Annotated in this window: 25 protein-coding genes and 1 pseudogene; 20 read left to right on the top strand and 6 right to left on the bottom strand. The window is 58.4% G+C overall.

Annotated elements, in window-relative coordinates; all coding sequences use genetic code 11:
• Positions 1 to 7: 7 nt before the first annotated feature.
• Positions 8 to 991 (bottom strand): CobW family GTP-binding protein, encoded by a 984-nt coding sequence (locus BM036_RS15500; protein ID WP_091854039.1) that lies wholly within the window; start codon positions 989 to 991, stop codon positions 8 to 10.
• 159 nt (positions 992 to 1,150) lie between these two features.
• Here BM036_RS15500 and BM036_RS15495 point away from each other — a divergent pair, with 159 nt between their 5' ends.
• The gene (locus tag BM036_RS15495; RefSeq protein WP_091854037.1) at positions 1,151 to 1,858 is read left to right on the top strand and encodes a tellurite resistance TerB family protein; all 708 of its coding nucleotides are present in this window, start codon (positions 1,151 to 1,153) and stop codon (positions 1,856 to 1,858) included.
• Between the two features lie 137 nt (positions 1,859 to 1,995).
• Here BM036_RS15495 and BM036_RS20350 read toward each other — a convergent pair.
• A pseudogene (locus BM036_RS20350) lies at positions 1,996 to 3,642 on the bottom strand (methyl-accepting chemotaxis protein); the annotation flags it as partial.
• A 231-nt stretch (positions 3,643 to 3,873) separates the two neighbouring features.
• Here BM036_RS20350 and BM036_RS15485 point away from each other — a divergent pair.
• The gene (locus tag BM036_RS15485; RefSeq protein WP_091854033.1) at positions 3,874 to 4,251 is read left to right on the top strand and encodes a DUF4112 domain-containing protein; all 378 of its coding nucleotides are present in this window, start codon (positions 3,874 to 3,876) and stop codon (positions 4,249 to 4,251) included.
• Positions 4,252 to 4,320: 69 nt separating this feature from the next.
• Here the strand turns inward: BM036_RS15485 and BM036_RS15480 are convergent, their stop codons facing one another.
• Together BM036_RS15480 and BM036_RS15475 are read right to left on the bottom strand one after the other, a co-directional pair.
• Complete coding sequence (locus tag BM036_RS15480) at positions 4,321 to 4,623, bottom strand: monooxygenase (RefSeq protein WP_091854031.1); 303 nt, start codon at positions 4,621 to 4,623, stop codon at positions 4,321 to 4,323.
• Positions 4,624 to 4,685: 62 nt separating this feature from the next.
• Positions 4,686 to 5,084 (bottom strand): DUF2306 domain-containing protein, encoded by a 399-nt coding sequence (locus BM036_RS15475; RefSeq protein WP_091854029.1) that lies wholly within the window; start codon positions 5,082 to 5,084, stop codon positions 4,686 to 4,688.
• 133 nt (positions 5,085 to 5,217) lie between these two features.
• Here BM036_RS15475 and BM036_RS15470 point away from each other — a divergent pair, with 133 nt between their 5' ends.
• The 7 genes from BM036_RS15470 to BM036_RS15440 all read left to right on the top strand — a co-directional run bounded on the left by BM036_RS15470 (position 5,218) and on the right by BM036_RS15440 (position 12,482).
• Entirely contained in the window at positions 5,218 to 5,766 is a 549-nt protein-coding gene (locus BM036_RS15470; protein ID WP_091854027.1) for a PadR family transcriptional regulator, read from the top strand.
• A 216-nt stretch (positions 5,767 to 5,982) separates the two neighbouring features.
• Positions 5,983 to 7,428 carry a YfcC family protein gene (locus BM036_RS15465; RefSeq protein ID WP_091854025.1) on the top strand — a complete coding sequence of 482 codons (1,446 nt, stop codon included), beginning with the start codon at positions 5,983 to 5,985 and terminating at the stop codon, positions 7,426 to 7,428.
• A gap of 24 nt (positions 7,429 to 7,452) precedes the next feature.
• Positions 7,453 to 8,682 (top strand): arginine deiminase, encoded by a 1,230-nt coding sequence (locus BM036_RS15460; protein WP_091854023.1) that lies wholly within the window; start codon positions 7,453 to 7,455, stop codon positions 8,680 to 8,682.
• A 59-nt stretch (positions 8,683 to 8,741) separates the two neighbouring features.
• Positions 8,742 to 9,659, top strand: a complete 918-nt coding sequence (gene arcC / locus BM036_RS15455) for a carbamate kinase (RefSeq protein WP_091854021.1) — start codon at positions 8,742 to 8,744, stop codon at positions 9,657 to 9,659.
• 40 nt (positions 9,660 to 9,699) lie between these two features.
• Positions 9,700 to 10,437 (top strand): AzlC family ABC transporter permease, encoded by a 738-nt coding sequence (locus BM036_RS15450; protein ID WP_091854019.1) that lies wholly within the window; start codon positions 9,700 to 9,702, stop codon positions 10,435 to 10,437.
• Complete coding sequence (locus tag BM036_RS15445) at positions 10,437 to 10,751, top strand: AzlD family protein (protein WP_091854017.1); 315 nt, start codon at positions 10,437 to 10,439, stop codon at positions 10,749 to 10,751. The genes BM036_RS15450 and BM036_RS15445 overlap by 1 nt, the downstream gene beginning before the upstream one ends.
• Before the next feature lie 117 nt (positions 10,752 to 10,868).
• Positions 10,869 to 12,482: a BCCT family transporter gene (locus BM036_RS15440; RefSeq protein WP_245742672.1), complete on the top strand. Its 1,614-nt coding sequence runs from the start codon at positions 10,869 to 10,871 to the stop codon at positions 12,480 to 12,482.
• A 46-nt stretch (positions 12,483 to 12,528) separates the two neighbouring features.
• Here the strand turns inward: BM036_RS15440 and BM036_RS15435 are convergent, their stop codons facing one another.
• Together BM036_RS15435 and rpsT are read right to left on the bottom strand one after the other, a co-directional pair.
• Positions 12,529 to 13,149: a flavin reductase family protein gene (locus tag BM036_RS15435; RefSeq protein ID WP_091854015.1), complete on the bottom strand. Its 621-nt coding sequence runs from the start codon at positions 13,147 to 13,149 to the stop codon at positions 12,529 to 12,531.
• 130 nt (positions 13,150 to 13,279) lie between these two features.
• Positions 13,280 to 13,546 (bottom strand): 30S ribosomal protein S20, encoded by a 267-nt coding sequence (gene rpsT, locus BM036_RS15430; RefSeq protein ID WP_091854013.1) that lies wholly within the window; start codon positions 13,544 to 13,546, stop codon positions 13,280 to 13,282.
• 225 nt (positions 13,547 to 13,771) lie between these two features.
• Here rpsT and murJ point away from each other — a divergent pair, with 225 nt between their 5' ends.
• The 11 genes from murJ to BM036_RS19945 all read left to right on the top strand — a co-directional run bounded on the left by murJ (position 13,772) and on the right by BM036_RS19945 (position 26,504).
• Positions 13,772 to 15,349: a murein biosynthesis integral membrane protein MurJ gene (gene murJ / locus BM036_RS15425; RefSeq protein WP_091854011.1), complete on the top strand. Its 1,578-nt coding sequence runs from the start codon at positions 13,772 to 13,774 to the stop codon at positions 15,347 to 15,349.
• A gap of 73 nt (positions 15,350 to 15,422) precedes the next feature.
• Positions 15,423 to 16,394: a bifunctional riboflavin kinase/FAD synthetase gene (ribF, locus tag BM036_RS15420; protein ID WP_091854009.1), complete on the top strand. Its 972-nt coding sequence runs from the start codon at positions 15,423 to 15,425 to the stop codon at positions 16,392 to 16,394.
• A gap of 10 nt (positions 16,395 to 16,404) precedes the next feature.
• Positions 16,405 to 19,224, top strand: coding sequence for an isoleucine--tRNA ligase (gene ileS / locus BM036_RS15415; RefSeq protein ID WP_091854007.1), 2,820 nt, complete (start codon positions 16,405 to 16,407; stop codon positions 19,222 to 19,224).
• Between the two features lie 15 nt (positions 19,225 to 19,239).
• The gene (gene lspA / locus BM036_RS15410; protein WP_091854005.1) at positions 19,240 to 19,758 is read left to right on the top strand and encodes a signal peptidase II; all 519 of its coding nucleotides are present in this window, start codon (positions 19,240 to 19,242) and stop codon (positions 19,756 to 19,758) included.
• 5 nt (positions 19,759 to 19,763) lie between these two features.
• Positions 19,764 to 20,216 (top strand): FKBP-type peptidyl-prolyl cis-trans isomerase, encoded by a 453-nt coding sequence (gene fkpB / locus BM036_RS15405; RefSeq protein WP_091854003.1) that lies wholly within the window; start codon positions 19,764 to 19,766, stop codon positions 20,214 to 20,216.
• Positions 20,217 to 20,392: 176 nt separating this feature from the next.
• Complete coding sequence (ispH, locus tag BM036_RS15400) at positions 20,393 to 21,343, top strand: 4-hydroxy-3-methylbut-2-enyl diphosphate reductase (protein WP_091854001.1); 951 nt, start codon at positions 20,393 to 20,395, stop codon at positions 21,341 to 21,343.
• A gap of 266 nt (positions 21,344 to 21,609) precedes the next feature.
• Positions 21,610 to 22,125, top strand: a complete 516-nt coding sequence (locus BM036_RS15395; RefSeq protein WP_091853999.1) for a GspH/FimT family pseudopilin — start codon at positions 21,610 to 21,612, stop codon at positions 22,123 to 22,125.
• Positions 22,125 to 22,607, top strand: coding sequence for a type IV pilus modification protein PilV (gene pilV, locus BM036_RS15390; protein ID WP_091853997.1), 483 nt, complete (start codon positions 22,125 to 22,127; stop codon positions 22,605 to 22,607). The genes BM036_RS15395 and pilV overlap by 1 nt, the downstream gene beginning before the upstream one ends.
• Positions 22,608 to 22,615: 8 nt before the next feature.
• Entirely contained in the window at positions 22,616 to 23,725 is a 1,110-nt protein-coding gene (locus BM036_RS15385; RefSeq protein WP_091853995.1) for a PilW family protein, read from the top strand.
• The gene (locus BM036_RS15380; RefSeq protein ID WP_091853993.1) at positions 23,722 to 24,204 is read left to right on the top strand and encodes a pilus assembly PilX family protein; all 483 of its coding nucleotides are present in this window, start codon (positions 23,722 to 23,724) and stop codon (positions 24,202 to 24,204) included. The genes BM036_RS15385 and BM036_RS15380 overlap by 4 nt, the downstream gene beginning before the upstream one ends.
• Positions 24,205 to 24,248: 44 nt before the next feature.
• Entirely contained in the window at positions 24,249 to 26,504 is a 2,256-nt protein-coding gene (locus tag BM036_RS19945) for a pilus assembly protein (RefSeq protein ID WP_143066624.1), read from the top strand.
• The last annotated feature ends 181 nt before the right edge of the window (positions 26,505 to 26,685 follow it).

The following is a 26,685-nucleotide window of genomic DNA, read 5'->3' as shown; positions in this document are numbered from 1 at the left end:
TGCAGACTCAGGTGACGAGACAATCCTGTAATCGCGATTCCCAGCGCGAATCCACCCGTGTCGCGATGACTTCGAAACGGCTTTCTGTAAGTTCATCCAGCTCGACTTCGGTCAGGCCGTCCCGGGTCAGGTTGTAGCCGAACACGCCCCGGTCGGTGATAAAGGCGGCTTTCATCCGTTCTGCTTCCAGTCCGGTCAGGAAGGCAAGCAGCTTCCCGTAATCGAAGATCTGTCCGGCATCGAAATGCCAGCCAATGCTTTCGTACCCCTCACCCTGGCCTGAAGCCGGGGGAGAACTGGGCGTGCCCAATAAACGGGTATCCGATGGCCGAGCTGGCCTGGGTCGGTATGCAGGTGCTGTCGGCGAAGCTGGGCCCTGCAGCCATTGGGGGTCGATCGCGCCCTGAGTCACAGATTCAACACGGATACCCGGTGAGCCCTTCTCCTCGACATAGGCCTTCAGGCGCGCCATGTCGGCATCGTCATAGAGGTCCTGTTTGTTACCCACCACCAGGTCAGCGATAGCAATCTGCTGATTGAAGGTGTCGTGGCTGGTGTAACGGGCGTCGGTCAGCTTCCGGGCATCTACCAGGGTGATGGTCTTCTGAATGGAAAGGACGTCCCGGTAGTGCTCCGCTGCCAGTGTCTGCAACACTTCCGCCGGATGACCAAGGCCGGTAGGCTCGATGAGCAGTCGGTGGGGCCTGGCCTTCGCCAGCAGCTGGTTCAGTGCGATCTGCATCGGCAGCCCGGCTGTACAGCACATGCAGCCACCGGGCACCTCGCGAACAAAAATGCCTTCCTCTTCGGTATGGGTGCCCTTTACCAGCGTGCCGTCTACGCCTATTTCACCGAACTCGTTGACCAGCACCGCCCAGCGCTCATGCTCGGGTTTGTGTCTGAGCAGGTGCAGGATGGCAGTGGTTTTACCCGCGCCCAGGAAACCGGTGATGACGTTAGTGGGGACGGCGGTGATGTCAGTTTGATGCACAGGCGAGCTCGACAGGGAATGAGATTGTTATAGTATAACAGTTGGCAGATCGCTGCGAAGTCTTACCGCCAGTTAAATAGCCAGGAACCATCCCTTTGTTAGACTGGTCATAGCGCAACCAGAAGGTTGTTTGCATTGTCCATAGAGGAACATGACCCCATGAACGTATCGTCGATTCTGAATCAGCTCATCGGCCAGGCTTCAGGCCAGTCTGCCGGCAAAGGCTCCAGTAGTGGTATGGATGTCAGCCGCGTTGTCGACAGCCTTTCCTCGCAATTGAAGGGCTCGTCGGGTTCGACCGGTGGTATCGACCTGAAAAGCCTGCTGGGTGGCGGCGCGCTGGGTCTGATGGTGGGCTCCAAACGGGGCCGGAAGATGGGCGGCAAGGCGATCAAATACGGCGCCCTCGCCGGTATCGGCGTACTGGCCTGGAAGGCTTATCAAAATTACCAGAGCGGGTCCGGTCCCGATGCGTCGCAGGGCCAGCCCATTGAGCAGCTGCAGGGACAGGCCCGTGAACAACGGGGTCTGGAAATTCTCCAGGCGATGATCATGGCAGCCCGTGCCGATGGCCATATCGATGCCAACGAGCGAGCCGTGCTGACGCAGGAAATTGAGAAGCTGGGCGCCGACGACGAGTTACAGGCATGGATCCAGCAACAGTTCGAAGCGCCGTTGGACGCGGATTTGCTGGCGCTGCAGGCGGATTCGCCCCAGGCGGCGCGGGAAATCTACCTGGTCAGTGCCGTCATCATTGACGATCAGAACCCCATGGAGCGGGCCTGGCTTGACCAGTTGGCTAACGCGCTCAAGCTGCCGCCTACGTTGACGAAAGAACTGGATCGTCAGGTCCTCGAGCCTGCCTGAAGCCTTCCGGGGCGGCACCATACGGTGAAACGCCCCGCATTGACGACCTGGCCGGGGCTTCAGCCTTCGATCCGGCTCAGGGATGAGGCCAGTGCCGTCACTTTCTGGTGAGTCCCTTCCACCAGGGCGTCGATCTCACTGGCGGAGGTACTGGATTTGCGCGCCAGTGAGCGCACCTCCTCAGCCACGACCGCGAATCCTCGACCCGCATCGCCGGCCCGCGCGGCCTCGATGGCGGCGTTCAGGGCCAGCAGGTTGGTCTGGTCCGCAATGTCGTTGATGGTTGATACAAACCCGCTGATCTGTTTGCTTCCCTGCAGGACCGAGTCCATGGCTTCCCGGGTTTCCATCAGGGCCATGTGGCGGTCCGTAATATCAATGCCGAACAGAACATAGCGGCGGACATCGCCGTTGAAGTCCTTTAACGCCACGACCTGGTAATCCAGAGCCAGGGCCGGAATGCCCTCGGCCTCGACCGAAGCCTTGCCACTGAACTCGCCCTGCTGACTCAGCTGTGTCCGGGCATCGGCTGGCAGCTGGGACCAGAGCGCCGCTGCGACCCTGGCGGCACCATCGCCACCCCCACACTTGTCCTGCACCAATTGATTGGCGCTCAGGTAGTTGCCGTCCGGACTGTATTCGACAATCGCCATGGCGTTCTCTATGGCACTCATGCGGCGGGTAAAATCCACCGTTTGCTGTTTGCTGGCCGTAATGTCCGCCTCCACTGAGATAAAGCGCTCCACCTGGCCGTTGTCACCGAACACGGGCGCAATGGAGAGTGACACCCAGTACGGGGTGCCATTCTTGTGGTAGTTGAGGATTTCCGTGTAGAACGGCTCGGCGCGGTCAAGCTTTGATCGGATGTCCCTGACCGTTCCCGGATCCGTGCCCGGCCCCTGCAGGAGCGGCCCGGGTTTCTTGCCGCGGATTTCCTCCAGGTGGTAGCCGGTGAGATGCTCGAAGCCCGCGTTGATGTACTCTATGGCACCGTCCCGGTTGGTGATCACAATGCCGCTGTTGGCCCGGTCGGCGACCATGGACAGCATTTCCATCTGTTGCCGTCTTTCGACTTCTTCGGTGACATCCTTGATGAAGGCGGTGTAGGTGATTCTTCCGTCGAACTCGGTCTTGCTGATAGCCGCCTGTCCCCAGAACCACGAGCCGTCCTTGCGTTGTATGTGCAGTTCCCGGTAACTGCCGACTATCCGGTTCTCGCCAGTGGTGCGGTTGCGGTTAACGTACTCATCGTGGCGGGCGCGGAACGCTTCAGGCACCAGCATCTTGACGTTGCGGCCGAGCACTTCGTCCCTGCGGTATCCCCAGAGTTTCTCGGCGGTGGCGTTGAATACGCTGACGCAGTTGTTCTCATCGATGGAAACCACGGCATCCATGGCTTGCTCGAGGGTCTGGTTCATCAGCTCCCGGGCGTAGCGCTCCTCACTGATGTCCCGGATGAAGAGGGTAGTTGTTTGGCTGCGGGACCTGGCATTGCCCGCAACCGCAAGGTGGGCCCAGAAAGTACGCCCGTCCATGGAGGTCAGGGACAGCTCGGCTTCGCGCTGCTGGCCGGAAAGGACCGGGTTGGCCGACTGGCCAAGCAACCGGGAAGCCGGCTGTCCAATGACCTGGCCCCGCGGGCAGCCCCAAAGCCGCTCGGCCGCCAGATTCACAAAACTGATGGCGCCTTGCTGGTCGACACTGACCACCGCGTGTGGCGCGTTCTCCAGAATATCGCTGGCATTGGATGAGCTGAACAGGAGGCGGGACAGGAAAAGGACCATCGCTTTGTAAACCCTTGATCGCGGTCGTCAGATCGGCTTTCGGGGAGCGAGGTGCATGTTCCCGGAGATTGCAGCCCTTAACGACAGGTTGCTTCGTTTAATTGTGTTGCTCTGTTTACGAAAGGCGGTGCTGGTCAGACCTTCAGGCGCTGGAAGGATATGTATCAACTTGTAATGAAGGTTAAGGTAGAACCGCAGCTATAGACGTCCTGCTGTCACGAGGAAACATAGATGACCAGACAACGTACACAGGCATTACGCCGGGTCGAGCGGTTCAGCCGCCTGATGGACAGCGCCATTCGTATTCCGGGTACCCGCTTTTCGGTCGGGCTGGATGGCCTGCTGGGACTGGTGCCGGTGGTTGGAGATATGACCGGATTGCTGTTATCGGGCTACATCCTGGTAGAGGCCCAGCGGGCCGGGGCAAGCCGTCGTGCCCGCGCGCATATTGTGAAGAACATCCTGCTTGATGCGGTTGTCGGCTCAGTGCCCGTTCTTGGCGATGCCTTTGACTTCGTTTACAAGGCGAACCTGCGCAACGCCCGCATCCTTCGGGAAGAACTTGGCGATCCGCCTGGGCGAGAGGCTGCCGCCGAGACAGATCATTGAGCCGGGGTCATAGACCCCGGGGCGTGATAAGGGTGGTAGGTTCTTTATCTGTCACCCCTTGATGAGGCTTCAGACTGGGCCATTGTCAATGGCGGATAGCGCTTCATTAACGGCAAAGACTTTCGCATTCACTTCCGGCACGCCAAATTCCTTCAGCCGGGCGCTGTGCATGTCCAGATAGGCCCGGGCGCTGGCTTCATCCTCGAACAGATAGATGCCCCCGGCTTCACGGTTATCGGCGTTTTCTGTCCAGACTTTCCAGATCAGGCCGGGTTCCTGGGCGATGGACTCGGCCAGGCCTTTCATGGCATCGGTCATCTCGTTCCCGAAGGGACCGTCAAAGGGAAAATCGATTTGCAGCAGGGTTTTCATGGTCGGATTCTCCGAAGGGGCAGGGAAAAGCCAGTCTGGCAGGAATAAAAGGTACCCAACGATTAACCGCCAAACAATACCTGATGCATGATCCTCCCGGGCATTAATGTGAACGCGCCAGCCCCGATCAGCCCCGTAACGTAAATCGACGCCAGGGCGATGCCATGTCCCCTGTGGTTTCGGGCCCTGGCGGCGTATATCGCGTACACCAGTGTAACGGTGGTCGTTACGGTCAGAAGGTGGATGGGGCTCCACAGACCCACCATCCGGATCTGATGAATAAACAGGGACGATAGGGCAACGGCTGCTATCAGAACGATCCAGACCCAGCCAAGACTGCGGTGCAGGGTTGAGCCCCGCCGCGTTGTGAACTGTGCAGCGCCCAGCATCAGGGCGCCGAGTGCCGCCCAGACATGAATCTGAATAGCCGGTGAGGCGGCCAGGATGGGTTCGATTGTCATCTTCCTTGTCCTCCGGGGTCCTGTTTCTCTGAAAATTCCAAAGGCTGACTTATGACTTCTATTATGCATTTGTTTGCATAATAGACCTGGGGCCCATGATATGCAATAGTATGCATAACAAAAGGAGGAGCTTGTGGCCCTGAGATTTGCCCTGCTGGCAGCGCTCTATGAAGAGCCCTTGACCGGCTATGACCTGACCCTGAAGTTCAAGACCCGACTAGCCAATGTCTGGAACGCCAGTCATCAGCAGATTTACAAGGAGTTGGGAAAACTGCACGAAGAGGGATTGGTTTCCGTGGAAGACATTCCTCAGCAAGGCAAGCCGGACAAGCGTCTGTACCGGATTAACGAAACCGGCGAAGCCGCTCTGTCAGACTGGGTAAACACCGCCCATAACCGGCCACCGACGCGGGATCCATTGCTGGTGAAACTGTTCGCCGGCGGCCTGCTGGACCGGGACAAACTGGCGCATGAGCTGGCGGATACCCGTCAGATCTGGCGGGAGCAGCTTGCCTATTACCGGTCAGTGGAAGCGCAGTACTTCACCAGCCGGGCCGAAATGCCAGCCCACTTCCGATTTCAGCACCTGGCCCTGCGCCGCGGCATTCTCGGCATGGAGAGCAACCTGCAATGGCTGGGTGAGGTAGAGGCCATGCTTGCTGACCTGGCTGCAGGCGTGTAGCCGGAAGGTCTGCAGAGACTTCGCAGGGTACTCTGCGACCGGTGAGGTGCCTGGTCGTCCTTCTCTGGGCTCGTTTCCCGGGAACCAAGCGCCTGGATCGACTGCCAGGAAACCAGGGATTCCATTGCTGTTGATCAATTTGTGTACTAAAAATAAGGCTAATACAAGGAATATGGCAAAGCCTGGTTACGTGTCACCAGGGACAGGAGGTGCCCCGTGTCTGACGATCAGTCCGTCTCAGCAAATCCCGAATCAGAGCTGCAAACCCGGTTTCCTACCGCCTATACCATTCTGTTCCTGCTGATTGTTCTGATGGCAGCGCTGACCTGGTTCATCCCGGCCGGTCAGTACGAACGGGCCATGAACGAGGAGGTAGGCCGCGAAGTTGCCGTGCCCGGTACCTATGAAACCGTCGACCCGAATCCCCAGGGTTTCGTCGATGTGATGCTGGCGCCGACTGCTGGCTTCTATGACCCCGACAGCTACGCGGCCAACGCGATCGATGTGGCCCTGTTCATACTCTTTCTGGGTGGATTCCTGGGTGTGATGAATGCCACCGGGGCCATCGATACCGGTATTCGCAGTGCCATGCATCGGCTGGAGGGCCGGGAGATCTGGATGATTCCCATCCTGATGACGCTGTTTGCCCTGGGTGGCACCACCTACGGTATGGCCGAGGAGACCCTGGCTTTCTATGCCATCCTGATTCCGGTAATGCTGTCAGCGGGCTACGATGCGGTCACCGGTGTTGCCATCATCCTGGTGGGTGCGGGCATAGGTGTTCTCGGTTCGACGATCAACCCCTTCGCGACGGTCATTGCAGCTAATGCCGCCGACATTCCCTTTACCGATGGCCTTGCGCTGCGGCTGGTGTTGCTGGTCGGCGGCCTGGTGATATGTGCGGCTTACGTTATGCGATATGCAAGGCGGGTCAAGGCCGACCCATCCCGTTCTGTTGTCGCCCGGCAGTGGGACGCTCACCGCCGACTGTTCCTGCGAGGGCATGACGAGATCGAGGATTTCACGCTGACTGGCATTCAGAAGATCGCCCTGGTGATCTTTGCGTTGACCTTCCTGGTGATGATCTGGGGCGTTTCGTCCCAGGGATGGTGGATGGCACAAATGGGGGCATTATTCCTCGGCTCGGCCATCCTCATTGGCCTGATTGCCCGTCTGGGTGAGAAAAAGCTGACGGGTAGCTTTGTCGACGGCGCCCGGGACCTGCTTGGTGTAGCGCTGGTCGTTGGCCTGGCCAGGGGAATTGTGGTGATCATGGAGCAGGGCATGATTGCCGACACCATCCTCCACAGTGCCGAAACGACCCTGGGTGGCCTGCCGGAACTGGCGTTTATCAATGTGATGTTCTGGCTGGAGGTGGGTATGAGCTTCTTTGTGCCGTCCTCATCCGGCCTTGCGGTGTTGTCCATGCCTATCCTGGCACCGCTGGCGGACTTTGCGGGCGTAGGCCGGGACCTGGTGGTTACCGCCTACCAGTCCGCCAATGGCCTGGTGAACCTGGTCAATCCGACGTTTGCAGTCGTAGTGGGCGGCCTGGCCATAGGCCGTGTGTCCTATGACCGGTGGCTTGCCTTCATCTGGCCCCTGCTGCTGATCCTCACCCTGTTCATATCGGTTGTTATCAGCATCGGTGCATTTCTGTGACCAGTCGGTAAAGGAGAAACCAACATGACTGAGCACACTCTGGGGGTTCACTCCGAAACCGGTACCCTGCGACAAGTGATTGTCTGTCGGCCGGGACTTGCCCATCGCAGGTTGACCCCGTCGAACTGCGACGCGCTGTTGTTTGACGATGTGTTCTGGGTGAAGCAGGCCCAGAAAGACCATGACGTCTTTGCCGGGGTGATGCGATCCCGAGGGATCGACGTTCTGGACGTAAACGAGCTGCTCGCAGAGACCCTGGGCATCGCCGAGGCCCGGCGCTGGATACTGGATCACCGGATTACCTGGAACCATATTGGGGTGGGCATGGTATCCGACCTCCGGGCCTGGATGGATGAGCTTCCTGGAACCATCCTGGCGGAATTTCTGATCGGGGGTATGCAGGTCAGTGACCTGCCTTTTGACCCGACTGGACTTTTCGGTAGCCATCTTGGGCCCCAGGGCTTTGTGTTGCCCCCGTTGCCGAATTTTCTGTTCACCCGGGACAACAGTGCCTGGATTTATGGCGGCGTCAGCCTGAACCCCATGTACTGGGCCGCACGGCGTCCCGAAACCCTGCTTACCACGGCTATTTACCGGTTTCATCCTGCCTTTGCTGGCAAGGTCGACGTCTACTGGGGTGATCCCCTGGCAGACCATGGCCTGGCCACACTGGAAGGCGGGGACATCATGCCGGTAGGCAACGACACGGTGCTGGTCGGCATGGGGGAGCGCTCATCTCCCCAGGCCATCGGTCAGCTGGCCAATGCCCTTTTTGAACGGGGTGCAGCGCAGCGGGTCATTGCCTGCCAGCTTCCCCGCACACGCGCTGCCATGCACCTGGATACGGTATTTACCTTCTGCGGTGGCAATGTGGTCACCGCCTTCAAGGAGGTTGCCGACGAAGTCATCTGCTACGACCTGCGCCCTGGAAAGGGCGACAAGCACCTTGGCTTCCAGCAGGATCGGCGACCGCTGTTCGACATAGTCGCCGACGTGCTCGGCTATACCTCGCTGGAGGTTATAGCCACCGGCGGTGATACCCCGGCGGAACGGGAGCGCGAGCAGTGGAACGACGGTAATAACGTGCTTGCCCTGAGTCCCGGAGTGGTTATTGGCTATGACCGTAATGACGACACCAATGCCGCGCTGACGGCGGCCGGGATTGAAGTGCTCGCCATTCCCGGCGCCGAACTCGGCCGGGGGCGAGGTGGAGGGCGCTGCATGAGTTGTCCGACCATGCGCGATGCCATCTGACAGGCCCCGGCCGATCGGCGGGGGCCTTTCTCTGAATTGTGATCAACGGAGTCTGCTCTATGCGTGTGGTTGCAGCCCTGGGTGGCAATGCCCTTTTGCGGCGCGGTGAACCCCTGACCGCCGAGGCCCAGAGGGCCAACGTAAAGACTGCGGCAGAGTCCTTGGCTCGAATTGTCCGCGCCGGGCACCAGCTGGTCATCACCCATGGCAATGGGCCACAGGTGGGCCTGCTGGCATTACAGGGAGCCGCCTACAAGCCCGATGAGGCTTACCCGCTGGATGTGCTGGGGGCGGAAACCGAAGGCATGATCGGTTACATCATTGAGCAGGAGCTGGAGAACGCCCTTGGGCACGATCGCCCGGTCGCTACCTTGCTGACCCAGGTTCGGGTGGACAGGGATGACCCCGCTTTTCGTAACCCGACCAAGTTTGTCGGGCCGGTGTATGAAAAGGCGGAAGCCGAAGCGAGGGCGGAAGCTGCCGGTTGGCAGATTGCCCGTGACGGGGACAAATGGCGCAGGGTTGTCCCTTCGCCAAAGCCCCTGGAAATCCCGGACATGCGGGTACTGAAACTGCTGCTGGACCAGGGCGTTGTGGTTATCTGTGCGGGGGGCGGCGGTATTCCGATGCTGCGCCGTGACGACGGCAGTATGGTTGGGGTGGAGGCGGTCATCGACAAGGACGCCGCCAGCGCTCTCCTGGCCACCGAGCTGGATGCCGATGTGCTCCTGCTGCTCACCGACGTGGATGCTGTCTATCGTGACTTCGGTAAGGACACTGCCACTCCCCTTCATCGGCTGACCATCGCTGAGGCTGACAGCCTCAACCTGCCGGCCGGCTCCATGGGACCCAAGCTGGCCGCTGCCCGGGCATTTGCCGAGGGTGGTGGAATCAGTGGTATCGGGCGGCTGGAAGATGCGCTGGCTATTCTTGAGGGGAAGGCAGGGACCCGAGTGGTCCGGGCTGGGGCCGCCTGAATTACGTGCCAGAGGCCGCAAATTCTGTTAGGTTCCTTTCATGTCTGCCACTCCCTATCCCTACCAGTGGCAGCCGGCCAGAGTCCGTGCAGAATTCTTCCGGCTGCTACCAATCTCTCTGTTTGTCGTCGCTTTCGGGGCGGCCTTCGGTCTGGCTGCGGTGCAGGAAGGGCTGGAGCCGCTGCAGGCTCTGCTGATGAGCGTGACGGTGTTTGCTGGTGCCTCCCAGTTTGCCGCGGTGGATATGTGGGGAACGGAAGTGTCGCTGGTGCCGTTACTGGCCGTGGTCTTTGCCATCAATTCCCGGCATCTGCTGATGGGGGCCTCGTTGTACCCGGTGCTACGGGAGCTGCCGCCGGTAAAGCGCTACGGCGTGCTGTTGTTGTTAACGGATGCGAACTGGGCGGTCGCCGCACAGGATTACCAGAACGGCCGCAAGAACCTGGAAGTGATCGTTGGTGGTGGCCTGGTGCTGTGGCTGGCCTGGGTGATCGGCACCATCCTGGGTGTTTACTTCGGCGGCCTGCTGAAGGATCCCCAGGCATTGGGCCTGGACATGGTACTGGGGTGTTTTTTGCTGGCCATGGCCCTAGGTGGTAAGAAATCCCCTCGTACCCTGGTGGCCTGGGGCGTTGCCTCGGCTGCTGCGCTGGCGGCATGGCGATGGTTGCCGCCCAATATCCATGTGGTTGTTGGCGCGCTCGCCGGTGGGGTGGTTGGCTTCTTCTGGCTTGAAACCGGGCGGGTTGCCAAACCCCGGCCTGACCCGGAGGCGTAATGACGGTCGAAACCACTCCCACAGGTATCCTGATCATTATCGCTCTGATGGCTGTGGTTACGCTGGCCACCCGGTACGGCGGGGCGTTTGTCATGTCGTTTGTACGGATCAGCCCCCGCATTGAAAGCTTTATCAATACCATGGCCAGCTCGGTGCTGATCGCAATTATCGTACCCATGGCCTTCAGTGGCGACGCTGGCGCGCTGGCGGCATTGGCTACCACGGCCTTGACCATGCTCATCATGCAACGCCCCCTGCCGGCTATCGCCGCCGGTATTCTCGCTGCAGCACTGGTGCGACTTTTTACCGGTTAATCTATGTGTCCTTACATCGGCTTGGTGAACCATTCCGGTCATAGCCCATGAAATATTTGCAATGCGTTGGCTGGGCCTGTCGTTTGCTCCTACCTTTCAGGCATGGAGGGCGACAATATGATGGAAACGTTGGCAAGGATCCTGCGGCTACGCACTGATACAACCATATTCTTCTGGTCAGCTGGCATTATGGTGGCCTTCCTGGTTGCACTGCTTTTGGCGCCAGAAGCCATTGGTGCAGCCTTTGGCAGTGGGCGGGAGTGGATCGTCACCAACCTGGGCTGGTTCTTTATCTTCGGCGTGACCAGCTGGGTGGCATTTCTCCTGTGGGCGGCGTTGAGTCGCCACGGTTCCATTCGCCTTGGCGGCAACCATGCCCGGCCGGACTACGGAAATATTTCCTGGTTCACCATGTTATTCGCCGGTGGTATCGGTACCGTGCTTATGTTCTGGGGGGTTGCCGAGCCCATCTCCCACTTCGCCAATCCACCGCGTCCCGAGGTGGAGCCATTCACGGTGGATGCGGCGGACGATGCCATGGGCTTCGCGATTTACCACCTGGGGCTGCATACCTGGGCTATCTTCACCCTGCCGGGGCTCGCGTTTGCGTACTTTATCTACAGGTACGACCTGCCCATGCGTTTCAGCTCGGTTTTTTTCCCGCTCATCGGTGACCGTATCTACGGCCCGCTTGGCAAGACACTGGATATCTTTGCCATTCTTGGAACCCTGTTCGGGGTTGCCGTCTCCATCGGGCTGGGCACCCAGCAGATCAACGCAGGATTGAGCGAACTGCTGGGGCTTCCGGATGATGTCACCACCAAGGTGTCTATCATCCTGGTGCTCACCACGGTTGCAGTAACTTCTATCGTGGCTGGCCTCGACAAGGGCATCAAGTTTCTGTCCAACCTGAACATCGGCATGGCGGTGGGTTTGATGCTGTTTGTGCTGTTTGCCGGGTCTACCGTCTTCCTTCTCCGGGCGATTGTGGAAACCTTCGGCATCTATATTACCAACCTGCTGCCCATGGCCTTCTGGAACGATGCGCTGGCGCAATACACCCACCAGGAAGGCGGCTGGGGCTGGCAGGGCAACTGGACAGTGTTCTACTGGGCGTGGACGGTAACCTGGTCACCCTTTATCGGTATTTTCGTAGCCCGTATTTCTCGCGGGCGGACCATCCGGGAGTTCGTCTTGGGAGTCCTCTTCGCGCCTTCCGTTTTCACCCTGGTCTGGTTTGCCATCTATGGCTGGTCTGCGATGGAAATTGATGGCATTGGTGAGCAGGCGAGGGCGGCGCTCGGTGCCCAGGCCGGTTCACTGTCTGCTGCGGTGGAAGAAAGTATTCCACTGGCCATGTTCGCCTTTTTCGAGAACTACCCCTTCGCAACCCTGATACAGGGGCTGGCCGTGGTGATCGTGGCCATCTTCTTTGCCACCTCATCGGACTCCGCCTCGCTGGTGGTGGATATGCTCTGCACCGGTACCCCGGATCCTGGCCCTTGGCATCAAAGGGTATTCTGGGGTGTGTCAGAGGGTCTGCTCGCGGTCATGCTGATTGTCCTGGCTGGTGATGCCGGGCTGACGGCACTTCAGGAGGTCATTACGGTGGTTGGCCTGCCCATGTTCATCCTGGTGTTTACCATGATGTTTGCCTTGCTGCGCGGGTTTGCCTCCGAGCGCATCAAGGATGTCTCCATCGGGCGCAGGCCGGATATAGAAGAGTTATAGGCGACTGGTATGGCGCGGCACGGGGGCGCCGCGCTGTCCTGCAGTCTCAGTCAGGGCGATGCATCCGGAATTTCTGCTCCGGTCCGACGCTGAAATAGTCCGCCGGGCCACCACCACGCATCACCGGTTCGGCGGCGCCGGTGTCGTATATGCCGTCCTTGAGCAGGTGTTTGGCGATATGCACTCCCACCACCTCGCCGTAGACCATCCAGGTATCCACGGGTACACCATCGGCGCCGGTGAGGCGTAGTACCTGGGATACCCGACACTCCAGGGCCACCGGACTTTCGGCTACATGGGGCGCTGAAATGACTTGCGAAGGCCTCGGCGTCAACCCGGAGAGGGTGAATTCGTTCTCCTCAGGACCTACCGCAGCGCAGGTTTCATTCATGGCTTCGCTTAACGGGCGGGTGACCAGGTTCCAGCAGAACTCACCGGTTTCCTCGGCGTTACGTACAGAGTCCTTGTAGCCGATGCTGGCGAAACCGACGATGGGCGGGTGGTAATTGAACGCATTGAAGAAACTGTAGGGCGCAAGGTTCAGGTTGCCCCGGCCATCGCGGGAGGAGATCCAGCCGATGGGGCGTGGTGCCACCAGGGCGTTGAACGGATCATGGGCCAGCCCGTGGCCGTTGGACGGTTCGTAGAAGTGGATGTTGTCCGCCATAATTCGCACCTTGTCATTGGATGAGTATGGGCATCTTAACCGTATTGGCGGTGGGGGAGGCCAGCAGGGGACGAATTTTGTCCAATAAAAAAACCCCGCCGTGGCGGGGTTTTTCAGTCGATCTGACCAATCAGGCTTTCAGCGCCTTGATCTTGGTGGTCAGACGGCTCTTGTGGCGAGCAACCTTGTTCTTGGCGAAGATGCCCTTGTTGACCATGCTGTCCATGATCGGCTGGGCTTCCTGGAAGGCCTTCTGGGCTTCTTCGTAGTTGCCGGCCTCGATCTTGGCCTGAACCTTCTTCATATAGGTACGCGCCATGGACCGCAGGCTGGCGTTATGCTTGCGGTTCTTCTCGTTCTGACGTGCGCGCTTCTTGGCTTGCGGGGTATTTGCCACCGTGTAACTCCTGAAAAATCTGTGTGAAAATCTGAATTCGCTGAGAGCGCCTTCGCGGAAGTCGCCCCGACAATCGTAGCCGCGCCCACTGCATTCGACGCGTCAAAATAAATGACGCGGAATCATGCCTTCAGATGCCGCCAATGTCAAGAGCCGGGAGCGCTTCACGACGGCCCGAAAGCCTGTGATAAACTCCCGCCACCATTACCACAGGAAGCGGTCTGAATGAGCCAGTCGGAGTCACAGGAAGCCCCGCCACAACCCCCGAAAGCCCCCGGCCTGTTGCGATCCTCCGGCGTGGTAGGGGTGATGACCATGCTGTCCCGGGTACTGGGGCTGGTGCGGGATATGGTGATTGCCCGTTATTTCGGGGCCGGCGCCGGGGCAGATGCCTTCTTTGTCGCTTTCAAAATCCCCAACTTCCTGCGCCGCCTGTTTGCCGAGGGCGCTTTTTCCCAGGCCTTCGTTCCGGTGCTTTCGTCCTACCGTGAGCAAGGTGACATCACCGAGGTCAGACGGCTGGTGAATGCGGTGGCCGGCTCCCTGGGGTTGGTGTTGTTGGCGGTCACTGTGGTGGCCATGGCTGGCTCCCCGGTGCTAACGGCCGTCTTCGCGCCGGGCTTTACCGATGACGCCGTCAAGTTCGGCCTGGCCAGCGACATGCTGCGCATCACCTTTCCTTATTTGTTGCTGATCTCTCTGACAGCATTTGCCGGGGCCATCCTCAACAGCTACGACCGGTTTGCGGTCCCGGCGTTCACGCCGGTCATCCTCAACCTGTCGATGATCAGCGCAGCGATCTTTATGACGCCGTTGATGGACGAGCCGGTCATGGCGCTGGCCTGGGGCGTGTTTATCGCCGGTGCGTTGCAGCTGTTTTTCCAGTTGCCGTTCCTGATGCGTCTGGGGTTGATGCCCCGGCCGCGGGTGGATTACCGCCACGAGGGCGTTCGCCGGATCCTGAAGCTGATGGCCCCGGCCCTGTTCGGGGTATCCGTCAGCCAGATCAACCTGCTGCTGGATACGGTGCTGGCGTCGTTTCTGCAGACCGGCAGTGTGTCCTGGCTCTATTATTCGGACCGGCTCTCGGAGCTGCCTCTAGGGGTTTTCGGGATTGCGATCGGCACGGTGATCCTGCCAAACCTTTCCCGCAAGCACGCCTCGCAGTCTCGAGACGAATTTGCGGCTACCGTGGACTGGGCGGTTCGGGCCGTGCTGCTGATCGGCCTGCCTGCGGCAGTCGCATTGGTGCTGCTGGCCGAGCCGCTGATTGCCACCCTGTTCCATTACGGCGAGGTGACCGACCGGGACGTGGCCATGTCGGCCCAGAGCCTGCGGGCCTATTCCCTGGGGTTGCTCGCCTTTATGCTGATCAAGGTGCTGGCGCCGGGGTTCTTTGCCCGGGAAGACACCAAAACGCCGGTCAAGATCGGTGTCATCGCCATGGTGGCCAACATGGTCTTCAACCTGGCGCTGATTCTGCCGCTGGCCCACGCCGGCCTGGCCCTGGCCACCTCCCTGTCTGCCTGGCTGAATGCGTTCCTGCTCTGGCGTGGGCTGGCGAAAGAGGGTGCCTGGAAGGCCCAGTCCGGGGCCGCCAGGTTCCTGCTGCAACTCGCCATTGCCAATGGTGTGCTGGCAGTCGTTATCCTGTTGCTGAATGAGCCAGTTTCCACCTGGCTGGCTTATGGCGGTATGGAGCGGGCGCTGGAGATGGCCGTCCTGGTGGTGGCTGGTGTGGCGGCCTACTTCCTGGCGCTGGCCCTGGTGGGCGTGAGGGTAAGACATTTCCGCCGTCGATAGGTTATAATCGCGCGTTTTCTCACCAGCACCATGGGGTCGCTGGCAAGCATTCAACAGAGGGTTCGCAGTACGCATGCGTCTGATCCGGGGGCTGACCAACCTCAAGCTACTGTCACACCAGGAGAATACCTTTCTGTCCCGGGGCTGTGTGGCCACCGTGGGCAACTTTGATGGTGTGCACCTGGGGCATCAGACCATCCTTGACCAGGTCAAGGACAAGGCCACCGAACTCGGCGTACCCTCGGTCGCCATGGTGTTCGAGCCCCAGCCCCGGGAGTTCTTCCAGGGGGATGACGCCCCGCCCAGGCTGACCGGGTTTCGTCAGAAGTTCGAGGCCATCCTGTCCCACGGGGTGGACTGTGTGCTGTGCCTGAAGTTCGACGAGAACTTCCGGAGCTATTCCGGCATGGGCTTTATCGAAGACGTTCTGATTGATGGCCTGAAGGTGCATCACCTGGTCGTGGGGGACGACTTCCGTTTCGGCTGCGACCGCGCCGGCGATTTCCAGCTGCTTCGTGACGTGGGGGAGACAGAGGGCTTCTCTGTGGAAAACACCCGAACCGTAACCATTGACGGTGAGCGGGTCAGCAGTACCCGGATACGCAACGCCTTGCAGGAAAACCAGCTTGAACTGGCCGGCCGACTGTTGGGCCACCCTTACACGATTCGTGGCAAGGTGGTATACGGCCGGCAGCTGGGCCGTACCATCGGAGCACCCACCGTCAACATCATGCTGGGCCGGCTGGCCCCCCTGCGGGGTGTGTACGTGGTTGACGTGGCGCTGCCGGACGGCTCCCGCTGTGATGGCGTGGCCAATATCGGACTGCGGCCCACGGTAGACGGGCGCCAGCCTTCGCTGGAAGTGCACCTGCTGGACTTTGCTGGCACACTTTATGGCCAGCGTATAGCTGTCACGTTCCGCCACCCGCTGCGGGACGAGACCAAGTTTGATTCCATTGACGAACTCAAAGACCAGATCGCCCGGGATTTCGAGAATGCCCGGGCGTGGATCGCCGACCACGGCACGGTCGCCAACCAACACTGACCGAGAGATTATGAGCGACTACAAGCACACGCTGAATCTGCCTGAAACCGCCTTCCCCATGCGCGGTAACCTGGCCAAACGCGAGCCAGACATGCTCAAGCGCTGGCAGGACCTGGATGTGTACGGCACCCTGCGCCAGCAGCGGGAAGGCCGTGACAAGTTCATCCTCCACGATGGCCCTCCCTATGCCAACGGCAGCATTCATATCGGTCACGCGGTCAACAAGATTCTCAAGGACATGATCGTCAAGTCCCGCAGTTTCATGGGCTTCGATGCGCCCTACGTGCCTGGCTGGGACTGCCATGGCCTGCCGATCGAGCACAAGGTGGAACAGGAAATCGGCAAGGCCGGGGTCAAGGTGGACTACAAGACCTTCCGCCAGGCCTGTCGGGATTACGCCACCAAACAGATTGAAGGCCAGAAGGCGGACTTTATCCGCCTGGGTGTCATGGGTGAGTGGGACAAGCCCTACCTGACCATGGATCCGAAGGTGGAAGCGGGTATCGTGCGTGCACTTGGCAAGATCGTCGCCAAGGGGCACCTGGTTCGTGGGTTCAAGCCGGTCTACTGGAGCGTGGTCGGTCAGTCCGCGCTGGCAGAGGCCGAAGTTGAATACCAGGACAAGACCTCAACCCAGATCGACGTGCGCTTTACTGCCGTGGACCAGGGCAAGGCACTGGCGGCCTTCGGCACCGACCAGGGGCAGGGCGATGTCTCTGTCGTGATCTGGACCACCACTCCGTGGACCATCCCGGCCAACCAGGCGGTGTCACTTCACGCCGAGCTGGAGTACGCCCTGGTGCAGACCGATGTGGGCCATGGACCGGAGCGGATGATCCTGGCCGCTGAAATGGTCGAAGGCATCATGAGCCGCTGGGGTGTGGCGCAGTTTGAAATACTGGCCACCTGCAAGGGCGAGGCCCTGGAGCGGCTTGAACTGCGCCACCCTATCTACGACAAGCAGGTGCCGGTCGTCCTGGGTGACCACGTTTCCACAGACGCCGGTACTGGTGCAGTTCATACCGCGCCAGATCATGGTATGGAAGACTTTGAAGTGGGCAAGGCCTACGGCATCGGCACGATCAGCCTGGTGCGGGCCGACGGTACCTACACCGATGCCGCCGGTGAATTTGCCGGTGTCCACGTTTACAAGGCTGACGAACCTGTCTGTTCGGCGCTAGAGCGCGAAGGCAAACTGGTGCATTCTGAGAAGTTCCAGCACAGCTACCCCCACTGCTGGCGTACCAAGACCCCTCTGATCTACCGGGCGACGCCCCAGTGGTTTATCAGCATGGACAAGGAAAACCTCCGCGCCGATGCCCTGGAAGCGATCAAGGGTGTGCGCTGGGTGCCGGCCTGGGGCCAGAACCGTATCGAAGCCATGTTCGAGCAGAGCCCGGACTGGTGCATCTCCCGTCAGCGCACCTGGGGCGTGCCTATCACCCTGTTTGTGAACAAGGACACCCAGGAGCTGCATCCGGACACCCAGGCCCTGATTGAAAAGGCCGCCCAGGCCATCGAGAAAGACGGTATTGACGCCTGGTACGACCTGGACATCAACGACATGCTGGGCGCTGATGCGGACCGGTACGAGAAGGTCACCGACACGCTGGACGTGTGGTTCGACTCCGGCGTTACCCACGAATCCGTCCTCCGGCCGCGGCCGGAACTGGGCCAGTTCCCTGCGGATATGTACCTGGAAGGTTCCGACCAGCACCGTGGCTGGTTCCAGTCGTCCCTGAAGACCTCCATTGCCATGAACGGCGTGGCGCCCTACAGGCAGGTGCTCACCCATGGTTTCACCGTTGACGGCAAGGGCCGCAAGATGTCCAAGTCCCTGGGCAATGTGATTGCGCCCCAGGAGGTCATGAACGAGCTGGGCGCCGACATCCTGCGCCTGTGGGTCTCCGCTACTGACTACAGCGGCGAGATGACCGTGTCCAAGGACATCCTCAAACAGACCGCTGACGGTTATCGTCGCATCCGTAATACCGCCCGTTTCCTGCTGAGCAACCTCACCGGTTTCGATCCGGCGGAGCATATGGTGATGCCGGAGGACATGATTGCCCTGGACCGCTGGATGGTGGACCGGGCGCTGCAGCTTCAAAACGAGCTGAACGAGGACTACGGCAACTATGCCTTCCTGCGGATCTACCAGAAGGTCTACAACTTCTGTGAAGCGACCCTGGGTGGCTTCTACCTGGACATCATCAAGGATCGCCAGTACACCACCCCGGCTGACAGCCTGGCCCGTCGCTCCTGCCAGACCGCGCTGTACCATGTGGCCGAAGCCCTGGTGCGCTGGATCGCCCCGATCCTCAGCTTCACCGCCGATGAAATCTGGCAGCACCTGCCGGGTGAGCGGGGCGAGACCGTGTTCTACGAAACCTGGTACGAGGGCCTCACCGCATTGCCCGATAATGCCGAACTGGGCCGTGACTACTGGCGCGAGATCTACAGCGTCAAGGAAGCCGTAAACAAGTGCCTGGAGGAAGCTCGCGGCCGCAGTGAGATCAAGGGCTCCCTCAGTGCAGAAGTCACTCTGTACTGTGAAGGCGAACTGGCTGACCGGCTGAAACACCTGGGCGAGGAGCTTCGCTTCGTACTGATTACCTCCGAAGCCACTGTGCGCCCGGTCTCCGAGGCAGATGGCGCCGAGCAGACTGGCCACGAAGGCCTGATGGTCAAGGTAACGCCGGCGGCCCACGCCAAGTGCGAACGCTGCTGGCACCACCGGGAAGACGTCGGCCAGAACGAGAAATACGCCGATCTGTGCGGCCGCTGTGTCACCAACGTGGAAGGCCCGGGTGAAACCCGCTCCTTTGCCTGACGGAGCCAATACCTGATGGACGCTGCCATGACCCGGGAACAGACCGGCACCAAACTGAAATGGCTGTGGCTGGCCGTGGCCGTCATCGCCATCGACCTGGGCACCAAGGCCATGGCTACCGCCATGCTTACCTACGGTCAGCCGGTGCCGGTGTTGCCCCTGTTCAACCTGACCCTGCTGCACAACACGGGTGCCGCGTTCAGCTTCCTGGCAGACGCCGCCGGCTGGCAGCGCTGGTTCTTCGTGGCGCTGGCAGTGGTTGTCAGTGTGGTACTGGTCTACTGGCTGAAGGGACTGAAGCGCCACGAAACCTGGACCGCCATCGCCATCGCCCTGATCCTTGGTGGCGCGATTGGTAACGTCTATGACCGGGTAGTCCATGGCTACGTGGTGGACTTTCTCCACTTCTACTGGCAGGACTGGCACTTCCCGGCCTTCAACCTGGCCGACACCGCCATTACCATTGGTGCCGGCATGATGATACTCGACATGTTCCGCAAGCCTGACGACGAGGCGGCGGACGGGAGCAACTGATAGCCATGAAAGAACTGCCCATCGACCAGGGAACCCGGGTGACCCTGCACTTCGCCCTCAAGTTCACCGACGGCCAGGTCATAGACTCCACCTTTGAAAAGGAGCCGGCGTCGCTGGAAATCGGCGACGAAAACCTGCCGGAAAACTTCGAAGCCTACCTGATGGGCCTGAAGGCCGGCGATCGGGAAACCTTCGAAGTTCCCCCGGAAAATGCCTTTGGCCAGCACAATCCCAGCAACGTACAAACCTTCAAACGCCACGAGTTCAGCGCCGACATGGTTCTTGAACCCGGCGTCATGATCTCCTTCGCCGACGCCCGCCAGAGCGAGTTGCCCGGTGTGGTCAGCCGGGTGGAAGGTGATCAGGTGGACGTGGACTTCAATCACCCGCTGGCGGGGCGTACACTGGTGTTTGAGGTAGAAATTATTGACGTTGAACCTGTTGCGACAGCGCATTAGTTGGCGACTCGCAACCAGTTACGAGGATTCGCTGCGGGGCGGTACTCTCCGGGACCTTCAAAAACATGGACGTTTTTGAAGAGCCTCCATGGATGGATTTACGGCGTGTCCCGGAGAGTACCGCCCCGCAGCGAAGCCAGACTCCCAAGCCAGCAGGCCCGAGTAACCAAGGCACTATGCAAATCAGACTAGCCAACCCCCGCGGCTTCTGCGCCGGGGTAGACCGAGCCATAGAAATCGTCAACCGGGCCCTCGAAGTCTTCGGCGCCCCAATCTACGTACGCCACGAAGTCGTCCACAACAAATACGTGGTAGACGACCTCCGCAACCGCGGCGCCATCTTCGTGGACGAACTCGAAGAGGTTCCGGACGACACCCTGGTCATCTTCAGCGCCCACGGCGTTTCCCAGGCCGTCCAGAAAGAAGCCGCAGACCGCGGTCTCAAAGTCTTCGACGCCACCTGCCCGCTGGTCACCAAGGTTCATATGGAAGTGATGCGCTACAGCCGTGACGGCCGCGAGTGTATCCTCATCGGCCACCAGGGGCACCCGGAAGTGGAAGGCACCATGGGCCAGTATGATCGCAGCAACGGCGGTGACATCTACCTGGTGGAAAATGAGGCAGACGTAGCCAGCCTCGAGGTAAAAGACCCCCAGCGACTGTCCTTCGTCACCCAGACCACCCTGTCCATGGACGACACGGCCCGGGTCATCGATGCCCTGAGGGACAGGTTCCCCCACATCGAGGGCCCCCGCAAGGATGACATCTGCTACGCCACCCAGAACCGCCAGGACGCCGTCAAACAACTGGCCGGCGACTGCGACCTGATGCTGGTGGTGGGCTCCCCCAACAGTTCCAACTCCAACCGCCTGCGGGAACTGGCCGAACGCATGGGTACACCGGCTTACCTGATTGACGAGGCCGCCCAGATCGACCCCGCCTGGCTGACAAACTGCAACATCGTGGGCGTAACCGCTGGCGCCTCCGCTCCGGAAGTCCTGGTTAACGACGTTATCAGACGCCTGCAGGAGCTGGGCGGTACAGCCCCTGAAGAAATCGCCGGTCGCGAAGAAAATATCGTTTTCTCCATGCCCAAAGAGCTGCGTATTGACGCTGTAAACGTCTGACTCTAACCATCGTGAACCTGTCTCACCTGCCGTAAGCCCCTCTCCCCGACGTGGGAGAAGGGCTGGGGAGATGGGCCGACTCCCCAGCCCAGTCTTCAGCGCCGCGTCGCCGTAAACCCAAACCCAAACCCTCAACCTGTGATCCCCATCACGCCAACGCCAGTCCTTCAACCGCTTATCCGCCAACTAAAACCGCTCATCGTGTTGCCGTAGATGGCACAATGGACGCCGGTTAATCTTTCAGTAAGTCATGATGGAAGTGGACTATGCGCGGAAGAAGTCGAAGTGCTGGTTTTACGATAATCGAGTTGATGATCACTCTTGCGGTGCTCGCAATTATTCTGACGATTGGGATCCCGTCGTTCAGAACACTGATCGAAAACAACCGGGTTACCTCTCAGGCAAATACCCTTCTGAGTGCTGTGAACCTGGCAAGAACCGAGGCTATCAAGCGGGGAACCGAGGTGACGTTGCTTGCGGAGGCGGGCGGGTTCGCCAATGGTTACTGCGTGACTGTCGGGAACTACGCCAATTGCGGGGCTGCGGAAGCGGGCAATGATGTCATTCGGTCCTTCGAGGAACCGGGCGCGTTAATCCTCAGAGATGGAGGGTTGACCAACGTGAGTTTCGACGGTCGTGGTTTTCGGTCTGCCCCTGGCGCCGGCGTCAACGTCCAGATTGAGTTTCAGCCTCTATCCTGCACTTTGGGAGACCAACGCTTGCGGCAACTGAACGTGGCTCGCGCAGGGCGTGCTTCAGTTACTCAGGGGAACTGTACCTAATGGGAAAAATTCAGTTTAAACCGCAGAGTTCTTTCGGCTCTAAAGCCAAAAAAAATACCGGTATAGCGTTGATTGAAGTACTCGTCGCAGTACTGGTGCTAGGTGTAGGCCTACTTGGTATGGCGGCCATGCAATCGGTGTCGAGCCAGATGACCAACGGTGCTGAACAGCGCACGCAGGCGGTATTGCTTACAGCCGATATGCTTGATCGTATCCGTGCTAATCGGGGTGCTATCAACAGTTACAACGGAGTCGTGATCGATCCGGACAACGTCAATTGCGCTACCGACTTCTCCTATAACAACGGCCAGACCGTAGCCCAGAATGATATTGCCGAATGGGGAAACCTGCTCGCCTGTACGCTTCCTGAAGGTGAGGGCACCGTTAACGTTAATGCCGCCACAGGTGCGGTGACGGTCTGGATCGACTGGCAACGCCGGGATCCGGATGGTCAGCCCGTTACCGTAACCACAGTGATCTAGGGGGTGACATGATCAATAACAGACACATGCCACAACTTCGACTAATGGCGGGCCTCTCACTGGTCGAGCTGATGATTGCCTTGCTGCTCGGCGTAATCCTGACCTTGGGGGTTACTCAAGTTTACCTGGGGACAAGCCAGACCTACCGCCTTACGGATGGTATCGCGCATGTTCAGGAGACCATACGTTTTGCAACCTCAATGATTCAGCGGGACGTGCGTAGTGCGGGGGGGCTAAGCTGTTTGCCGCCCAGCAGCGTGGATGAAGATGGTAACCCGGACCCGTTATTACTCGATGTTAAGCTGCAGGGAGATCGGGCCGTCTCGCTTGGGCATGGTATCAATGGCTGGGAGGCCAAGAATACTGGCGTTGGCGATTCCTTGAATCTTTCTATCTCGAAAGCAACAAGCTGGGGTGATTGGGAACAAGGAGCGGGGGGCAAGGCATTGCCAGCTGAGTTGGCGCAGGCCTCGGCAAACCTGATTACCAGCTCTGACGTGCTGATCGTTAACTCTGTTACCACGTTGCCTGTCGAGGTCGAAGGGTACAGTACTGGCAATCTTGACGTGGACGACTCAACCGGTATTCCCCAAGGTGCTTTGATCTTGTCTATCACTGCTGGTTGCACAGGGGGCGAGTTGTTCCAGAAGGCGAACTCTCCGAATGGGCAGTCTATTCCGATGGCAGGCTCTGGTTTTACGCCAGGAAACAAGCCGAGTAGTGGGTTCCAAATGGAGTATGAAGACGGGTCTCGTGTAGCACAGTTTGCCACGAAGGCATATTACGTAGCAGAGGGTGCTAGTGGCGAACCAGCCCTGTTCTCGCGTGAATTGGGGGTCGGAGCAGCGGGCCAAGAACTGGTTGAAGGTGTTGAGGCGATGCAGGTGGTGTATGGGCTAGGGGGCAACTACCTGACGGCTGATGAAATCAGCGCGCAGAACTGGCCAGAGGTTACCAGCGTACGGATCGCATTCGTGGTTCGTAGTGGAGACAACGCCAATAGCGAGAATATTACCCGTACCTTCAACCTGGTTGGCACTGAAGCCACTTCACCCGCGGATCGTCGTGCGCGAATCGTTTCATCCACCACGATTGGCCTCAGGAATCGAATGCCATGAGAAACGTAACGCCCAAAACAACATTCAGTACTGAAGCAGGGAGCGCTTTAATAGTTTCCCTCGTAATGCTGCTGCTGATTTCACTGATTGGTATAAGCAGCATGCAAGGAACGGTACTACAGGAACGAATGGCATCTAACCTTCAGGACCGCAACATTTCCTTCCAGGCCAGTGAAAGGGCATTGAAAGTGGGTGAGAACTGGCTTGTCGACAATCCTCTTTCTGCGCTCCTCAACGACAGTCTTGAGAATCCGGCTAGTTGGGCCGGTGGTGGGAATGACACTGTTACCCTCAATACCGGGGATGATCAGCTTGCCTCACAGCCGGAATATCACGTTGGCTGGCTTGGAGATTATTGTCCGCCATCGCCAGAAGGTGCCTTGCCTTGTTATGACCGGTTCGCAGTAACATCTCGTGCTGTAGGTGGCACGTCCACCTCTGTGGTGATTTTGCAATCTACGTTTATGCCGAAACCTTGATTCGAATTGATTATCAGGCTTCTTGTTAAGCCAGGAGACTAGCAATGGAATATCCAAAGAGCAGAAAGAAAGTTATGAGTACCCGATCAATGCATTGCTTGCTCTCTTGCCTTTTTAGCATTGTGACGATGAACTCTGCACTGGCTGATGCGGTTGATATTGCGGATGTTCCGCCATCACTGAGTGCCGGAGTTGAACCGAATATAATGTTCATTATCGATGATTCGGGATCTATGCAATTTGAGTTGCCCGAGAGTTCATATACTTCTAATACAGATTACCTTTTTCCACCCGTTCCAGATATGTACGGGCAGAATATATACGAGAACAATATTTTTGATTTTAGTGATAACAATCCAAGAAATCGATATTTCCGGTCAAATCATAACAACCCGTTTTTTTACAATCCAGAGAAGACCTATGAGCCCTGGTATAAGGGCGATAGGTCGCAGTGGCCCGACGCTGATCCGACCGCTGCTCCCTATTTTCCAGGATTGGAAAATTCCGATACACTAAATATTACTACTGAGCAAAGTTATAATCGATGGGTGGAGTATGATGGTGGCAATGATTATGACTACGAGAATGATTCGAAAAATTACTGGCCCATTACCTATTACGTTCTGAAAAATGATGGTGATGACGTATGGGAACGGGATAGTTATTATCGATACCAAGTTCGGAATCAAGTTGCGTACCGAAAAGATCTTGCTACAGGGGTTGAAGTTTCGGTGTCATCACTCCAGTTCGGTAGTGGTCCTGCCAGAAGCGTTGAGGACGAAATACAAAACTTTGCCAACTGGTTTTCCTATTATCGTTCGAGGACTTTAGCCGCACGCTCTGGTATAGGCAATGCTTTTTCGCAGCAGCCTGAAGGAATGCGAGTAGGATACGGACGTCTTAACAAAGGCAGTTCCAGTGTTGATGGAGTTTCCACTAGCACTATTGTGAATGGTGTGCGCTTGTTTAAAGGCAGTGATCGAGAGCAATTTTTTACTAGCCTATATACTGATGAAACGCCGAATAAAGGCACACCATTGCGATTGGCGCTAAAGCGAGCTGGTGAATACTTCGAGAGGACGGATAACCGGGGGCCATGGGGCGCCGAGCCTGGGACAAACAACTCTTCGGAGCACCTTGAATGCCGGCAATCTTTTACGATCCTTATGACCGATGGGTACTGGAGTGGTAGTAGCCCAAACGTGGGTAATGTAGACGGTAGTGATGGTAATGCTATAGGAGACTATGAAGGGTATAAAGCGGTAGCGCCGTTCAGGGATACCTACCATAACACTCTTGCCGACGTGGCATTGGACTACTGGAGCCGTGACCTGCGGCCTGATCTGGAAAACAAGGTACCGGTCACTGGTATTAATCCTGCGTTCTGGCAACACATGGTTACCTTTGGCGTAGGCCTCGGTGTAAATGGAACAATAGATTATCCTGACTCCGACCCGTTCGCCGAAATTGGGAAGGATAACCCAAGTTTTGAGTGGCCAAATCCTGGCTCCAGCGAACCGGCAAAAGTAGATGACCTGTTGCATGCAGCTGTAAACAGCCGGGGTGGTTTTTTTAGTGTCGATGATCCGGACAGCTTTGCTACCGAATTGTCTAATGTGCTTTCCGTTATTATTAGCCGGGTCGAACAATCTGCCACAGCGGCAGCAGCCAGCTCTGCTGTGTTCAGTGAAGGCTCTTTGAGTTATTCAGCGGGCTTCCGCTCCACGGACTGGAGCGGTGCGCTGCAAGCCAGTCGAATCTTGTCTGGGGGCGCTCGCGGACAGCTGATGTGGGATGCTGAAAGGGAGCTGGAATCCAAAGGCTTCAGTGAGCGTGACCTTTTTACATACACAGGCACTACGGGAACAGCACTTGACTACGATGGCCTCTCAGAGCTTCAAAGAAATGCCCTGGATACGGCACTCGACGGGACTTCAGATGGTCTGGGGACGGAGCGTATTGCCTGGTTGAGTGGTGACAATAATGCGGGAGTGAACTTCCGCGAGCGCACGCACAAAGCCGAGGGCAGCTCCATAACCCGTCCTCGCATGTTGGGAGATATCATCGGGTCAAATCCGCAGTATGTTGGCAAGGTGAATTATGGTCATCGGCGTTTGGGTGGCACGGAAGGGGCTGACTACGCCGCCTTTCGCGCCAGTGATGATTATAACGAGCGACCTGATGTCATATATGTGGGGGCAAACGACGGCTTCCTTCATGCGTTCCACGCGAAAACTGGGGAGGAGCTGTTTGCATATACTAATGGGTACAAAAGTAAGCGAACATCATTTATAATGTAGCGGTCGTTTGCCAAGCTTATCGGATATCTACACACATGCGCCACGATGACGGTCGTAAACTTGATCACAAAACATTAGAAGCCATTCGCGTTCGCGCCGTTCAACGAGTCATGGATGGCGAGAGCCCGGAAGTCGTCATCAAAGCGCTTGGCATGAGCCGGGCACGAATTTACGAATGGCT

The sequence above is a fragment of the Marinobacter segnicrescens genome (assembly GCF_900111555.1).
In the GTDB taxonomy this organism is placed as follows: Bacteria; Pseudomonadota; Gammaproteobacteria; order Pseudomonadales; family Oleiphilaceae; genus Marinobacter; species Marinobacter segnicrescens.
The sequence above is the reverse complement of the archived record's forward strand: the minus strand, read 5'-3'. Positions and strand labels throughout refer to the sequence as shown.

Excerpts from the sequence above, each read along its gene's own strand:
- BM036_RS15495 (WP_091854037.1), top strand. The coding sequence starts at position 1,151 with ATGAACGTATCGTCGATTCTGAATCAGCTCATCGGCCAGGCTTCAGGC.
- BM036_RS15485 (WP_091854033.1), top strand. The coding sequence starts at position 3,874 with ATGACCAGACAACGTACACAGGCATTACGCCGGGTCGAGCGGTTCAGC.
- BM036_RS15480 (WP_091854031.1), bottom strand. The coding sequence starts at position 4,623 with ATGAAAACCCTGCTGCAAATCGATTTTCCCTTTGACGGTCCCTTCGGG.
- BM036_RS15475 (WP_091854029.1), bottom strand. The coding sequence starts at position 5,084 with ATGACAATCGAACCCATCCTGGCCGCCTCACCGGCTATTCAGATTCAT.
- BM036_RS15460 (WP_091854023.1), top strand. The coding sequence starts at position 7,453 with ATGACTGAGCACACTCTGGGGGTTCACTCCGAAACCGGTACCCTGCGA.
- arcC (WP_091854021.1), top strand. The coding sequence starts at position 8,742 with ATGCGTGTGGTTGCAGCCCTGGGTGGCAATGCCCTTTTGCGGCGCGGT.
- BM036_RS15450 (WP_091854019.1), top strand. The coding sequence starts at position 9,700 with ATGTCTGCCACTCCCTATCCCTACCAGTGGCAGCCGGCCAGAGTCCGT.
- BM036_RS15445 (WP_091854017.1), top strand. The coding sequence starts at position 10,437 with ATGACGGTCGAAACCACTCCCACAGGTATCCTGATCATTATCGCTCTG.
- BM036_RS15440 (WP_245742672.1), top strand. The coding sequence starts at position 10,869 with ATGATGGAAACGTTGGCAAGGATCCTGCGGCTACGCACTGATACAACC.
- BM036_RS15435 (WP_091854015.1), bottom strand. The coding sequence starts at position 13,149 with ATGGCGGACAACATCCACTTCTACGAACCGTCCAACGGCCACGGGCTG.
- murJ (WP_091854011.1), top strand. The coding sequence starts at position 13,772 with ATGAGCCAGTCGGAGTCACAGGAAGCCCCGCCACAACCCCCGAAAGCC.
- ribF (WP_091854009.1), top strand. The coding sequence starts at position 15,423 with ATGCGTCTGATCCGGGGGCTGACCAACCTCAAGCTACTGTCACACCAG.
- ileS (WP_091854007.1), top strand. The coding sequence starts at position 16,405 with ATGAGCGACTACAAGCACACGCTGAATCTGCCTGAAACCGCCTTCCCC.
- lspA (WP_091854005.1), top strand. The coding sequence starts at position 19,240 with ATGGACGCTGCCATGACCCGGGAACAGACCGGCACCAAACTGAAATGG.
- fkpB (WP_091854003.1), top strand. The coding sequence starts at position 19,764 with ATGAAAGAACTGCCCATCGACCAGGGAACCCGGGTGACCCTGCACTTC.
- ispH (WP_091854001.1), top strand. The coding sequence starts at position 20,393 with ATGCAAATCAGACTAGCCAACCCCCGCGGCTTCTGCGCCGGGGTAGAC.
- BM036_RS15395 (WP_091853999.1), top strand. The coding sequence starts at position 21,610 with ATGCGCGGAAGAAGTCGAAGTGCTGGTTTTACGATAATCGAGTTGATG.
- pilV (WP_091853997.1), top strand. The coding sequence starts at position 22,125 with ATGGGAAAAATTCAGTTTAAACCGCAGAGTTCTTTCGGCTCTAAAGCC.
- BM036_RS15385 (WP_091853995.1), top strand. The coding sequence starts at position 22,616 with ATGATCAATAACAGACACATGCCACAACTTCGACTAATGGCGGGCCTC.
- BM036_RS15380 (WP_091853993.1), top strand. The coding sequence starts at position 23,722 with ATGAGAAACGTAACGCCCAAAACAACATTCAGTACTGAAGCAGGGAGC.
- BM036_RS19945 (WP_143066624.1), top strand. The coding sequence starts at position 24,249 with ATGGAATATCCAAAGAGCAGAAAGAAAGTTATGAGTACCCGATCAATG.